Here is a 12,913-nt window from a genome sequence, read left to right as displayed (position 1 = left end):
CCTGTCAGAGCAGCGGAGCTGCGTGTGTTAGGCACGTGAGCGTCATGGTTTGTCGGTGAGTGATCGGGTCTGGACGCCAGTCGAGTGTCTTCGGTTCCGGTCGTCGGTCTCCCCGCGACGGGCGCGAGCCGCTACACTTTCGGCCTATGGCCTCGACTTCGCAATCGGCATCTCGCCGCTCACTTCGTCCGCACACGACGCCGAACGTTCGGGAAAACGCCCGCCGCCAACGGGAGCGACTGCTCGCCCGTCAGGCGGAACTCGAAGCGTTGGCCGGCCCCATCCACGACGCGACGGACAAGCTGTCCAAGCTCGAAGCAACGGTCGCTTCGCGGGCACAGGCTCCGCTGAAGAAGATCGAACGGCTCGAGCAGACCCGGGATCGTCGCATCAAGAAGATCCAAGAGCAGTACGCGGCGAAGATCGCCGAGATCGAGCGGGAGATGGAAGCCGGCACGGAGACGTTGACTCCGCAGGAACGCGAGCAGGAATCCGCACTGCTGCGCGAGTACGCCGAAGCGCTCGTGACGTTCAGTCGCAGCGCGTCGGCGTCGGAGCTGGCACCACTGCTCGGCGTGAGCGCCCGCGAGGCGAAGACGCTCATCATGCAAGCCAAGGCGGATCTCGGTGTCGCCGATATCACCGAGTCGGCTGCACCGGTGTCCGAGGACAAGCCGGACGAGACGCAGACGGTGTCTGCGGCGTCGTGATGCGTCAGCCGTGAGTGACGATGTGGAGCCCGCGCTCGACATCGGGTTTCCGGATCTCGACGTCGAGTTCGCCGCCGGGGAGTTGGAGGATCGGCCGCGGCGGGTTCGGGTGGTGGACAACTCGCTGCGGCCGTCGAAGACGAACATCGCGGCGTTCTGGTCGAAAGTCGTCAAGTCCCCGACGTGTTGGTACTGGATCGGCGCGATCAGCGCGCCCGATGGATACGGACGGTTCAACTTCCAACGCAAGAACCGGCAACGCACGATGCTCGCGCATCGCTTCTCGGTGGAGCTGGTGCACGGTCCGCTGACACCGGATGTGGTGTGCGAGCACAAGTGCAACGAGCCGCTGTGCGTGCGTGTCGGGCCGGGGCATCTGGTGGAGTCCACGCACAGCGAGAACGTGCGCTACGCGATCGCTCTCGGCCGCCTGTCCGGTCACGCGTTGCTCGATGGGCAGGGCCGCTCACGCTATGAGCGGTCCCTCGCGATCCGTGAAGCGTTGTGTAACGGCTATGACGAGGACGCACTTTTTCAGGCCAAGACCAACCCCGGTGACTGGCAAGGCACGTTGTTCTGACCATGACCGACATGAGCGGTACGCCGCCGTTGACATCTCCGCTTGTCGTGTCAGTGCAGGCGGTTACGGTTCGCCCGACCCGCGAGAGGATCGATAGATGACCACACCGCCACTGCTGACCTTGCACACCGAGCACCTCGATCGCCTGACCCCGCATCCCGGCATTTCGACCGGACACTGGCTGGTGCAGGACGCCATTGAAGCTGAGGCCATCACGTGGGACCGCGCCGTGTGGGGCGAGCTGATCTTCACCGTGGGGATCGAGGACTACGAGTTCGTGGTCGGGTACAACGTCACCGGCGAGGTGTATCTCTCACGGGCCGCGAAAGTGGACATCCCCCATCCGGGGAATCCGTCACTGGATCCCCTCGAGGACGACGACCGCTACCCGCCGTTGCCCGATCCGGTGCAGCAGCCGGCCGAGTTCCTGCGCTTGGTCGTCGACGAACTCAACGCTCTGCATGAAGCCAGCACTCGCATGGTCGCCGTGTGGCCGGGTACCACCGGCGTCCCGGTGCTACCCCCACCACGCACCGAGGCTCGGATTCCTGGGTCGGCTGCGGGGTAGGCGAGAGATAACCATGGTGGAACGGTCACACGTGGAAAAGCAGTTGTACGACGCGATCAAGCACACGATCCGTCCGAGCGAGGATGATCTCGAAGCAATCGTCACCGGTGAGCAGGTGCCGCTGTCTCGGCGGCAGCCCCGGCCGGTCGATATCACCTTCCCGGACGAGTCGCTCGGCGATGCGCTGTAGCGGTGCGGGCGGCACTATGCTGTTCGGTGTAAGACGTGCGCAAGTGTCGGTCAGGCTCGATGCCTGACCGACACTCCTGCGCAACGGGCAAGGCCCCCGGAACTACGGATTCCGGGGGCCTCGTCGTTTCGGGCGGTGTCAGATCCACTCGTCGCTGGGTACAGGAAGCTCGATCCCGAAGTTCTCGCGGGCGAGGCGGGCGCCGGTGCCTGCGAGCTTGCGAATCTTCGACGGGTGCAGCGCCTGGGCGAGTGCGTCCTCGAGCAGTCCGAGGAACTTCGTGTCGCACAGCGGGAATCGGGTGGCTTCCTCGCGGGCGGCGTGGAAGGCGCACCCGGCTTCGACGCCCTGGCAGTTGGCGTAGGCGAAGTATCCGGCCACGGTCAACGCGGACACTCGCTCGGCGGTGTGCAGCTGGCAGGCGATCGCTGCCATCGTCTCGGCCGCGACACCGTGGTCGATCACCGCGAGTCCGAGCATCGCATCGCGGGCGGTGATGTCGGTGACGAGAACGAGTCCGGTTCGCGCTGCGAGTGCAGGCTGCGGTGCGGTGCGGGTGCGCACCACCTCGGCCAGCTCGGCGAGAACCGTGCGGGCGAAGTTCTCGCCGAGCTCGTCCTTGGCTGCGCGGGCGGCGGTGCGGTCGCGGGGGGTGACCGTTCCCTCGCGGCGGAACCGTGCTTCGATTTCGGCGCGGCTGCCTGCCACGCTCTTGCCGAGGACGGCGTAGGCGGCGGCCACCTCGGTGGCGTTCGGGGCGGGAATGGTGCCGCACTGGAAGGAATCCACCTCGGTCCACTCCTCGCCGCCGTCGATGCGCGCGGTGTAGTAGATCCCGCTGACGCCGATGCCCAGTTCGAGCAGCGCGGCCTTCGTCTGTTCGCCTTCGACGATCACGTCGGCGAACGGCGTCTCGTCGGCCACGATGACGACGATGACGGAATCGGCCTCGCCGGTCTTGGTGAGCGCATCGGCCGCCGCGGCCAGCGGGCCGGTGCCGAAGTCATGGCGGGCGGCCCACACGAGACGATCACCGCTGAAGAACAGCAGCAGGGTGGACAGCTCGGGGGTGAATCCGAGGATGTTCGGCACGGCAGCGATCAGATTGCCGATGCCCGTGATCTGGATGCGGTCGGACATGACCACTCCTCCTTGAATGTCAGGGGCGGACCTGCTCGGCCCGCCTGTTCTTGGTGCCCTTCTGGCAAGGAGATGACGACCTGCACAGGGCCGCGGGAGTGCAACCCCCGGACGGAAAAATCTTTCGAGGAGCGAAGCGGGGGAAAGAATTTTCCGGGCCGTTAGGCCGCGCAGCGCCGGGGGTTGCGCGAAGCGGACCGCAGGTCAAAATCGGATGGCCAGAAGGGCACCTTCTAGGGTTTGTGCGCAGTGCGGCGCGTCAGCGCCGTTCGATTCGGTGGACACCGAAGGTGGCCCGCGGTGACAGCGGCGCAGCGGCTCCGTTCGGAGAGGGCTTCGCGGCCGGCCGATCCGGGGAAGTAGGCGAGTCGGTAGTCTGGCGTCGGCTCGAACCGGGGCGCTAACTTCGCCCCGGTTCGAGCCTTCTCGTATCAGGTCGAGAACAGGCCGATCAGGTGCCAGATGGTCCGGGCGGTGCAGTGGAGGACGTCGAAGTCGATGGGCCAGTGCGCCTGCACGGTCAGCGTGGTCGCGTCCCGGGTGCCGGTGAGCACTTCGACGTACAGGCCGTCGATGCCGTGCACGGCGGCGAAGCGCAGTGTGCCGACTCCGGCATCCCAGATCAGCAGCCCGTCCTTGAGGTCGGTCCACATCTCGAGGCAGGCGTCGAGTTCGGTGGAGTCGATGTGCTCGACTCCGGCCAGACTCGACGCCACCTCTTTCAGGGCGGTGCGGTGCCCCTCGGTGAACGGCACCTGGATGCGTTCGCTGCGTAGGTCGCAGGCGAACAGGTCGATTCTTGGGGTGTCGCTGTAGACGATGGTGCAGGTCATGGTGGTGCCCTTTCAGGTGGTGTAGTGGCGGGTCACTGGATCTGGCGGCAGTCGCGGCATTCCCAGCCGCCGGGCCTACGGATGCACATCCGGCGTTCCTCGCACAGCCAGCAGGTTTGGTTCGCCTTTTCCTCCTGGCCCATCTGTTGCGCGACGGTGGTGGCGAGCGTGACTGCCCGGCGGTACTTGTCCGAGTCGGTGTCGATCTGTTCGGGTTCGATACGTTGGCCGTAGAGCGAGCGGTAGGCGTTCCGGATTCCGGCGTCGCGCTCTTCGAGGTCGGCGACGGTATAGCTCGGGGGCCGGTCGGTCTCGTGTAGATAGTCGCCGAAAGCGGTGCGGCAGGTCGTGCACACGTCCAGCTCGTCGGCGATGGGCTGTCGGCATCCGGGAAGGATGCACGTCGCCCACAAGCTCGGTGCGTCCATGTTGTTCCTCCTGGCGATAGGTGGTCGGCCGGGTCCATCTCGCGGCCCCGGCCGACGATGGGGTCAGGCGTGGTCGGTGGCGGCGTCGATGACCGCTTCGATACGCGAGGTCGGCACACCCGCCGCTTCGGCGTCACGCAGCAGCTGCGAGTAGCGGCGCAGCAGATCCGAGATGTTCGGACCGGTGGAGACGTTGCCGATCACGGCCGCGAAGTCGTCGCCGAGGGATTCGGCGCGGCGCATGATGGTGTCGGTGTGGTGGTCGATTCCGTGAAGCGTGTGCTGCGTGCTCATCGCAACTCCCCATGCTCGAAGTGAGAACCGGCGGCCTCGGGGCCACCGTTTCTTTGCCCTTTCTGGCATGGAGATTTCGACCGGCGATAAGGCCGTGGAGTGCAACCTGGGCGGCGGAAAGTTCCGGAGGAGCGCAGCGGGGGAGGAAGTTTCCGAGCCGGAGGCCGCGACAGCGCGAACAGGTTGCGCGCAGCGGCCGGCCGGTCACAATCGGAAGGCCAGAAAGGGCAAGAAAAAGCTCTTTGCAGGGCGGAGCGCAGCGGAGCTCGACTCGGTGGACACCGCAGCGCAGCGGAGGTGGCCCGGCAACACCGAAGTCCACCCTTCGTGATCGTGGTCGGTGGTGCCCGCCATCTTTCACGATGAGGCGCGTCGGAACCGAAAGGAACTACTGTCGAGGGCTGGCTGGTTGGTCGGTTACCTCGAGTCAATAAAGACAGTCGGTACGGTCGTCTTATGGCAACTACCGTGGGTTCTCATTCGGCCGTTGATGGCATTCTGATTCTGGAGTCTGTCCGAAAGTTCTTGGCGTCCGATGTTTCTGGTGATAGTTTGGACGGCGAGAACGCTGACACCTGCGAATACATCGATGACATCATCTCGGCAATCAAGGCCGATGCGGGGATCACCGACGGCGAGTTGGACACTGCGCGGGCCTGGGGCGGACGGGAGTGGACCGGAGCGCTGGTTCGCGGGTTGTTCGGTATGGAACGAATCGAAGAGTTGCGGTCGAGAAACGCTCTCTAACAGACAGATTCCGTGTTCAGCCGACGGCGCGGCAGGTTGCTTCGCGGTGCCGGGATGGTTCTGAGCAGGGAACGTGTGCGCTACAGTCCGGTTCAGCGGATCGGGGGGGCCGCTACTTCTCAAGCCTCGGCTCGGGAGCTCGATGAGGGTTCTCGGCCCGGACCCGGTGACCTGGTGGGTCACCGGGTTCGAGGGAGTAGCGGCCTCCTCTCCTCGCCCCGGCATCTACGTGCGGGTGGGGTAGATGCGGACGGCGTAGGTGCGGGCGTCGGCGGCGGTGTAGCCGGCCAGCTTGACCGCCTCGCCGGCCTCGGCGGGGTCTTCACCGAGGCCGATGAGTTTGTCGAGGGCGAAGGCTTCGGCAACGGTCCGGTTCGGCTGGGTGCATTCGGCGAAGAATCCCCCGGTGGGGATGTGCTGGAAGTCCACCTCGTGCGGGGCGGTCAGGTCGGGGCCGGTGCGTGTCATGGCTGGTTGAGTCCTGTTCTGTCGCAGGTCAGTCGGTGTCGGTGGCCTGGAAGATCAGGTACTGCGCCGAGGTCGCCTGGTGGGCGCCTTGCAGGGTCTTGGTGCGGATCTCGGTGACGTAGGTGTCGTAGAGCAGTGCACAGCTCGCCCCTTCGGAGTACGGGGTAATGACCTCGAAGCAGCGGGCGTCGGGGACGCCGGGCGGGCCGGCGGCGCTGACGGGGTCCCGGTAGTTTTCGCCGACTTTCGGGCGGATTTGGCCTGAATGCCCTGGTCAAGTCGTGAGGTGTGGAGCCGATCTCAGGGGTGGTCGGGGCAGCTGAGTTTGGGCTCGGTTGTCCATCCGTTGTCGGTGAGCCACTGTTTGACTGGCTGCGGCAGGTTTCCCGTGCCGACCTGCTGGGCCAGTTTCCCGGTGAGCAGTGGTCCGTCACCGCACACCTCGCATGCGATGTCGGCGGTGGGGCCGTCGGGTTCGCATTGGCGGCAGTGGTGTTCGGCGACCAGCCGGCCGCGGTGTGCCGGATCCGAGACCAGCCAGACGGCGGCGAGGTCGGCACGCTGGTGGGCCGCCTCGACCCGAGTCGTGGGCTCGTGCCCACAGACCGGGCAGGCGCGCGACGATCGCGGCGGCGCCGGAACGGGCTCACGGTCAGGGGCGGATTCTGCGGGATTCGGTGTCGAATCATGTCTCGTTGCAGCCGGTTTGGCGGGTTTGTTGAGGTGCCCGTAGAGCGTGGTGCGCCGGACGCCGAGCAGGCCGGCGATCTGGGCGACGGTGTGCTCGCCGGCATCGTAGAGGCGTTGGGCCAGCGCGATCTGCTCGCCGGTGAGCTTCGGCGGGCGCCCGCCCTTGCGGCCGCGGGCCCGGGCGGCGGCGAGCCCGTCGCGGGTGTTCGCGACGGTGATCTCCCGCTGCAGCTCGGCGAGCACCGAGAGCATCCCGAACATCGCCCGGCCCTCGGCGGTGGCGGTGTCGATGCCCTGCTCGAGCACCTTGAGCCCCACCCCGCGTTCGCGCAGTTGGGCGCCGAGGGTGATCAGGTGCAGCACTGACCGACCCAAGCGGTCGAGCCGTGTGATGACCAGCTGATCGCCCTCGCGCAGCAACGCCAGCACCAGGTCCAACTGCGGGCGTGAGGCTTTCGCGCCGGACGCACGGTCGACGTGAATGTTCTCCGATGCAACCCCAGCGTGGCGCAGTGCATCAACTTGGTGGTCCGGGTTCTGTTCCGCCGTGGACACCCGCGCATACCCGATCAACATGTGTCGACAATACCCAACCAGGAAAGTTATCCGACATTGATTCACGACACGGGTTATCGACAGGGTTGCAACTGCGGTTTTGCTGTTTCGACCGGCGTGTCGAGAATCGGTCGATTTTCGACAGACGGCCGGTGTGCGACGGCGGCGGCATTCCGTTGGTATTGGTGTCGACCGGCACGATTCGCCGTCGCTTGAACCGACTTTGCGGGCAGTCCCGGACATGGTCGGGCCGTTGCCGCAGCAGCCGTGTGTGCCTCTCGATCGTGGCTACGACTCGGCAAAGACGAGGGCGTTGCTCGAGGAGTTGGGCTATGACTACGAGATTGCCCGCAAGGGGGTACCGGCGCCGATCCAGGCCGGAAGACGCTGGGTGGTCGGTGCACTCAAGTCCAGCGGGGGACGACGACTGCCTTGCCCTTGATTTCACCCTTGTCGAGGCGGTGGAGGGCTCGAGGCAACTCTTCGAATCCGAATCGCGCACCAATCTGAGGGTTGATGTCGCCCTCGGCAACCATCTGCTCGAGCGAGGCTGCTTGCTGTGTCATGAGCTTGTGGTCGAGTGCCAGAAATGCCCCGAACGCGACCCCGACGACGCTGATATTGCGGAGTAGCAGGCGGTTGACCTTCAGCTGGGGGATCGTGCCCGCGGCGAAGCCCACGACAAGAAGTCGACCTTCGGGAGCGAGCGTGCGGACCGCCTCGTCGAAGAGCCAATCACCGAGCGGGTCGAGGACGACATCGACACCACGCCCGCCTGTCATCTCCCGGACGGTTTCGGCGAATCCCTCTTGCAAAATAATGGTTTCGGGGGCCCCGGCCGCGGTTGCGATATCTGCCTGACCGAATGTTCGGACGCCGGCGATGACTTGTGCACCGAGCCCCTTCGCGACTTGGACTGCTGCGGTGCCGATTCCGCCTGCGGCGCCCAAGACCAGCACCGTTTCCCCCGGGCGCACACCGCCGCGCCGGGCCAGGGCGAAATGCACCGTGTGATAGTTGACGACCATCGCGGCGGCGGATTCGAAGTCGATCGAGTCGGGGATCGGAACAATGGAGTTGAGCGGTACTGCGACCTGCTCGGCGAATCCGCCTTGCCAGACGAAGGCTGCGGCCCGGTCGCCGGGCTGCCAATCCGAATTGGCCGGTGCGCTGATGATCGTGCCTGCCACTTCGCAGCCGGGAACCACCGGGAGTGTGGGCTTGTTCTGGTATTGGCCCTTCGTCATCAACAGGTCGGGAAAGTTGATTCCCACGGCGCTCACACGGAGTAGGATTTCGTCTTCGCTCGGGCGCGGTGTGTCGATGTCGGCGAGAACGAGTCCGTTCGGGCCGGTGTAGTCATTCAGTTGAAATGCCTGCATTCTTCTCTCCTGGTGCCGTCTCGAATGATGTCCGAGGCCTGTCAGTGGTCCTGTGTGGCATCCGCGAGGTAGATCGATGCCGATCCTGGCTGTCGGCAACGAGCATGGATATGGCACTCTCCGTCCGTCCGGCTGACCTGGCCGATTCCTCCGCGATAGTCGCGAACGTGGAGCATGGACCGGAATCGCGGGCGGCGTGGATTCGGTCGAGTACCGGGGGTGTCCCGTGGGGTGTCGAATCGCTCCGAGTCACTCGGCGAGTTCGTCACCGGAGAAAAACTCTGCGCTGGGTTCTTCGTACCAGCAGATCTCATTTCCGAACCGTGCCGGAGATAGCTTGGTGGGTCCGCGACCTCGCGGGTGGGGTTTGCCCTTCAGTTGCCGGAGGATCGGTCGCGCAGCGAGTTACGTCTGATCTTGCCGGTGGCCGTCTTCGGTAGTTCGTCGAGGAACTCGATGACTCGCGGATACTTGTATGGCGCGGTGTGTTCTTTGGTGTGCTGCTGCAACATTGCGGCGAGAGCGTCGGATGGCTCGTGTCCGGCACGCAGTACTACGAATGCTTTCACGACTTCACCGCGCAACGTATCAGGGACGCCGACGACCGCGGCCTCCGCGACGGCGGGATGCTCGATCAAGGCGTTCTCGACTTCCTGCGGACCGATCCGGTAGCCGGAAGAGTTGATCACATCGTCATCTCGCCCTTGGAAGGTGAAGTACCCCTCTTCGTCGATGGTCACCAGGTCCCCGGTACGAAACCACAACGCGCCGTCGTGGCGTTCGAAACTCGCTGCCGTGCGGTCCGGATCGTTCCAATAGCCGAGCATCAATTGTGGGTTCGGTGCCTGCAATACCAGTTCCCCGCTCAGCGGCCCGGCTATACCGATGCCCGTGTCGGTACGGACCCCCATCACCACTCCGGGTAGCGGTTTTCCCATCGATCCCGGCTTGACCTGTAGGAACGGATAGTTGACCACGGTCATGAGGGTCTCGGTTTGGCCGTAGCCGTCCAGTAGCAACGACCCGGTGAGTTCCTGCCAGCGCACCACGATGTCCGGGTTCACGGATTCGCCCGCCGAGACGGACAGGCGCAAGGCACTGAAGTCTCGCGATCCGGTGTCCAGGTGCACGAGCTGGCGGAATTCGGTGGCGGCCGCGCAGAAGACGTTGACGCGGTACCGCTCGAGCAGATCGAGCCGACCCTCGGGATCGAAAGGACCGTCGTAGAACACCACCGTCGCGCCACGGCTCCACGGGCCGAAGAGGATGCTGGTTCCGGCTTTCGACCACCCGGTATCTGCGGTGCACCACATGATGTCGCCCTCATCGAGCGAGAGCCAATACTCGGCCGAGGTGCGCCAGGCGTACAACGCGCGGGAGGCATGGGTTACGCCCTTGGGCATGCCGGTCGAGCCGGAGGTGTAGTAGAGGATGGCCGGGTCCTCCGCTGCGACGATCGCCGCGGCGAAGCGCTCGTCTCCACGGTCCGCCGCAGCCAGGGGGGTCCATCCCGGTGGTGCGTCGCCCACGGCGATCGGTACGTCGATGTCGAGGCCGTCGAACTTGCCGGTCTGCTCGGTCGTGGTGATGACCGCGCGGACGCCGGCATGGGTGATGCGGTATTCGAGGTCGTGTGCGGTGAGCATGGTCACGCACGGGATCGCCACTGCACCCAGCTTGAGACACGCCACGATCGCGATCTGCCACTCGGCGATGCGGGGCAGCATGACGAGCACCCGGTCGCCTTGGGTGACCCCGAGATCACGCAGCAGGCCGGCGACTCGGTTCGAGGCCCGGGAAATATCGCGGTAGCTGTATCGGCGCTCGTGTCCGTGCGCGTCGACGGTGATCAGCGCTTGCCGGTCGGGATCCTCGGCCCAGCGGTCGACGACGTCGGTACCGAAGTTGAACTGGGGCGGCACCTTGAGCGAGAAGGATTGGTAGATCGACGGGTAGCTACGCTGCTGCAGTTTGCTCATCAGAATGCCCCCTCGAGAAGGCCGAGAATAGTTGCGCTGTCCAGGGGCCGAGGGTTTTGGCGTACGAACATGTTCGACACACTCAATTCGGCGATCTGTGGCAGTTGAGCACGGCTGACACCCACGTCGCGCAGGCGGGAGGGAAGTCCGAGGTCCGCTACCAACCGCGCAACGAGTTCAGCGGCGGAAAGCTCTGCACCTGTTGCGTCGCCGAGTTCGGCGCCGAGCACGGCACGAAGCTGGTGTTGCTGCTGTGTGGTCGCTATCTCGTTGTAGGCCATTACATGCGGAAGCATGATGCAGGAGCAGAATCCATGGGGAACTGCCGCCACCGCACCGATCTGATGGGCGATGCCGTGACTGCCACCCCAGGGGACCCGGTTGAGGCCCGTGCAGGCCAACCACACCGCCTGCTGGCTTTCGAGTCGGGCGGCGAGATCGTCGCGCACCTGTGTGGTGCGCCGCAGCGAGCGGGCGAGCATCTGCACCGCGTGCACGGCTGTGGCATCGGTGAACGGATTCGGCGCCGTCGAGCACAGCGATTCGACCGCGTGGTCGAGTGCGCGGATACCGGTGGAGAACCACAGCTCGTCCGGTGTTGCCACGGTGAGAGCCGGATCGAGCACCACGGCGGCGCTTCCGATGTAGGGGGCTGTGAACAGCTGCTTGACCCGCGTGGCCGGGTCGACGCAGCCGGCCAGATCGCTGAACTCGGCCCCGGACAACGTCGTCGGTACCACGATCTGCCGTAGCGCCGGCGGTGGCGAGCTCGGCACGATGCGTGTGCCGTCGGCCTCGGTACGCACCGCGTAACGATCGAAGCCCGCGTCATCGACGATCCCGGCACTGAGTGCGAGCAGCGCTGTTTTCACCGTGTCGATGGGAGTCCCACCGCCGACGGTGACCACCACGTCGGCGTCGGCCTCGCGAATCGCGTCGACGCAAGCGAGGACCGTAGGTCGGGGTACGTGCGGCTCGGTACCGTCGAACACTCGGACCGCCGAACGCCCGCCCAGCGCCTCGACCAATTCGTCGATGACGGGGCTGACCCGCCTGAGACTGCGGGAGGTCACGATGAGCGGTCGCTGCGCCGATCGCCGGCCGAGTTCGGTGCCGACCATCTCGGCGAGGGGCTCGCCATGAGTCGGGTTCGCCCAGCGCACCCGGTCGATCTGCAGGAACTCATACGCGCTCGACCCGGTTCGCTGCCTCGACGACGTCTGAGCCTCGGCCGTCATGCGATCCCCTCGACGCGGAATGCCCCTCGTCGCGTAATCATCAGCTTCTCCTTCCGACACCTGCGGGTGACTGCTTCCAGCGAATCGCGTCTTGCGCCGACCGGGGTTCTAGCACGCGGAGTTGTCCTCGCGCAGCAGTCAAGCATTGTCATACAATACTACTAAAGTGTGGATTTGCACACCGGTAGACATTGGCTGTGGAATGAATGCGATGGCGTGCCGGGTGGCGCTGCGCCCCTCGTATGCCATACGCCGAAAAGGTAATCTTGTGTGACAAAGAGGAGGGGACGACATGCCACGCGCCGTGTTCGAAGAACTCAAGAGGCCACCTGCCTACCGGACGGCCGAGCTGGCGATTCGGGCCAAGATCCTCGACGGCACCCTCGCCCCGGGATCACTGCTTCCTCCGGAGCACGACCTGGCCGAGCAGCTCGGCGTCACGCGACCGACGGTTCGCGAAGCCTTGCGCGCACTCGAAAGTTCCGGGTTGCTCGCCCGGGGCCCCCGTCGGCGGATGGCAATCACTGCACCCGACGCGAAAGTCACCACCAATGCGATGCACGAGGCAATCGTGCTGCACGGCATCTCGTATCGGGAGCTATGGGAGGTCAACTCCACCTTGGAACCGCTCGCCGCCAAACTGGCCGCTGAGCACGCCGGGGCTGCACTGATCGCGCGGATCGGAGAGAATCTGCAGCGCACCGCCGATTGTCTCGACGATCCGAGCGCCCTCGTCTCGGCCGACATCGAATTCCACGACCTGGTGGCACAAGCGGCCGGTAATCATGCTCTGCTTCTTGCACGAGAGCCCTTGGCGGACTTATTGATTCCCGCATATGAGATGGTAATTCGCAGAATCGGACCAGGTCGTCGATTGTTCGAGGCGCACAGCCGAATCTTCAGTGCCGTGCGCGACGGTGACGCGGCCACCGCCGAGGAGTGGATGAGCAAGCACTTGGTCGACTTCCGTCGTGGCCTCGAGTTGGCCGGGCTCGATCTGGCCACTCCGGTGAAGGCATCGTCGCCACAGAAGCCCCACTCCGACTGAGAACGGCCGTTCTGCCGGCGATTATCTCTACGGCAGCGGCACCCAGGCCCGACCGGCCCCACC

At 65.3% G+C, this 12,913-nt stretch carries 15 protein-coding genes and 1 pseudogene; 7 read left to right on the top strand and 9 right to left on the bottom strand.

What is annotated here, in order from left to right:
* Positions 1–146 precede the first annotated feature (146 nt).
* The 4 genes from K3M35_RS23075 (at position 147) to K3M35_RS23060 (ending at position 2,048) form a co-directional block, all read left to right on the top strand.
* A complete protein-coding gene (locus K3M35_RS23075; RefSeq protein WP_220667037.1) occupies positions 147–710 on the top strand; it encodes a hypothetical protein in 564 nt (187 codons plus the stop codon).
* A 10-nt stretch (positions 711–720) separates the two neighbouring features.
* Positions 721–1,290, top strand: coding sequence for an HNH endonuclease (locus tag K3M35_RS23070; RefSeq protein ID WP_220667036.1), 570 nt, complete (start codon positions 721–723; stop codon positions 1,288–1,290).
* Positions 1,291–1,387: 97 nt separating this feature from the next.
* Entirely contained in the window at positions 1,388–1,858 is a 471-nt protein-coding gene (locus K3M35_RS23065; protein WP_220667035.1) for a hypothetical protein, read from the top strand.
* Between the two features lie 31 nt (positions 1,859–1,889).
* Positions 1,890–2,048: a hypothetical protein gene (locus tag K3M35_RS23060; protein WP_220667034.1), complete on the top strand. Its 159-nt coding sequence runs from the start codon at positions 1,890–1,892 to the stop codon at positions 2,046–2,048.
* A gap of 138 nt (positions 2,049–2,186) precedes the next feature.
* Here K3M35_RS23060 and K3M35_RS23055 read toward each other — a convergent pair whose 3' ends face one another.
* The 4 genes from K3M35_RS23055 to K3M35_RS23040 form a co-directional block, all read right to left on the bottom strand.
* Complete coding sequence (locus K3M35_RS23055; protein ID WP_220667033.1) at positions 2,187–3,188, bottom strand: DUF4192 domain-containing protein; 1,002 nt, start codon at positions 3,186–3,188, stop codon at positions 2,187–2,189.
* Between the two features lie 431 nt (positions 3,189–3,619).
* Positions 3,620–4,021 (bottom strand): hypothetical protein, encoded by a 402-nt coding sequence (locus tag K3M35_RS23050; protein WP_220667032.1) that lies wholly within the window; start codon positions 4,019–4,021, stop codon positions 3,620–3,622.
* A 32-nt stretch (positions 4,022–4,053) separates the two neighbouring features.
* Positions 4,054–4,449, bottom strand: coding sequence for a hypothetical protein (locus K3M35_RS23045; RefSeq protein WP_220667031.1), 396 nt, complete (start codon positions 4,447–4,449; stop codon positions 4,054–4,056).
* 63 nt (positions 4,450–4,512) lie between these two features.
* Positions 4,513–4,743 carry a hypothetical protein gene (locus K3M35_RS23040; protein ID WP_220667030.1) on the bottom strand — a complete coding sequence of 77 codons (231 nt, stop codon included), beginning with the start codon at positions 4,741–4,743 and terminating at the stop codon, positions 4,513–4,515.
* Between the two features lie 456 nt (positions 4,744–5,199).
* Between K3M35_RS23040 and K3M35_RS23035 the strand changes: the two genes are divergently transcribed.
* A complete protein-coding gene (locus K3M35_RS23035) occupies positions 5,200–5,490 on the top strand; it encodes a hypothetical protein (RefSeq protein WP_220667029.1) in 291 nt (96 codons plus the stop codon).
* A 225-nt stretch (positions 5,491–5,715) separates the two neighbouring features.
* Here K3M35_RS23035 and K3M35_RS23030 read toward each other — a convergent pair whose 3' ends face one another.
* Entirely contained in the window at positions 5,716–5,958 is a 243-nt protein-coding gene (locus K3M35_RS23030; protein WP_220667028.1) for a hypothetical protein, read from the bottom strand.
* A 300-nt stretch (positions 5,959–6,258) separates the two neighbouring features.
* Complete coding sequence (locus K3M35_RS23025; RefSeq protein WP_220667027.1) at positions 6,259–7,224, bottom strand: recombinase family protein; 966 nt, start codon at positions 7,222–7,224, stop codon at positions 6,259–6,261.
* Between the two features lie 122 nt (positions 7,225–7,346).
* Here K3M35_RS23025 and K3M35_RS23020 point away from each other — a divergent pair.
* A pseudogene (locus K3M35_RS23020) lies at positions 7,347–7,600 on the top strand (IS5/IS1182 family transposase); the annotation flags it as partial.
* 7 nt (positions 7,601–7,607) lie between these two features.
* On the opposite strand, the gene K3M35_RS23015 reads toward K3M35_RS23020, so the two are convergent.
* The 3 genes from K3M35_RS23015 to K3M35_RS23005 all read right to left on the bottom strand — a co-directional run bounded on the left by K3M35_RS23015 (position 7,608) and on the right by K3M35_RS23005 (position 11,802).
* Entirely contained in the window at positions 7,608–8,585 is a 978-nt protein-coding gene (locus K3M35_RS23015; RefSeq protein ID WP_220667026.1) for an NADPH:quinone oxidoreductase family protein, read from the bottom strand.
* Positions 8,586–8,959: 374 nt separating this feature from the next.
* The gene (locus tag K3M35_RS23010) at positions 8,960–10,564 is read right to left on the bottom strand and encodes an acyl-CoA synthetase (protein WP_220667025.1); all 1,605 of its coding nucleotides are present in this window, start codon (positions 10,562–10,564) and stop codon (positions 8,960–8,962) included.
* Positions 10,564–11,802, bottom strand: a complete 1,239-nt coding sequence (locus tag K3M35_RS23005; RefSeq protein WP_220667024.1) for an iron-containing alcohol dehydrogenase — start codon at positions 11,800–11,802, stop codon at positions 10,564–10,566. Before K3M35_RS23005 ends, K3M35_RS23010 begins: the two co-directional genes overlap by 1 nt.
* A gap of 292 nt (positions 11,803–12,094) precedes the next feature.
* On the opposite strand from K3M35_RS23005, the gene K3M35_RS23000 reads away from it, so the two are divergent.
* A complete protein-coding gene (locus tag K3M35_RS23000; protein WP_220667023.1) occupies positions 12,095–12,850 on the top strand; it encodes a FadR/GntR family transcriptional regulator in 756 nt (251 codons plus the stop codon).
* Positions 12,851–12,913: the final 63 nt, after the last annotated feature.

The organism is Rhodococcus sp. DMU2021 (genome assembly GCF_019641445.1).
In the GTDB taxonomy this organism is placed as follows: domain Bacteria; phylum Actinomycetota; class Actinomycetes; order Mycobacteriales; family Mycobacteriaceae; genus Rhodococcus; species Rhodococcus pyridinivorans.
The sequence above is the reverse complement of the archived record's forward strand: the minus strand, read 5'-3'. Positions and strand labels throughout refer to the sequence as shown.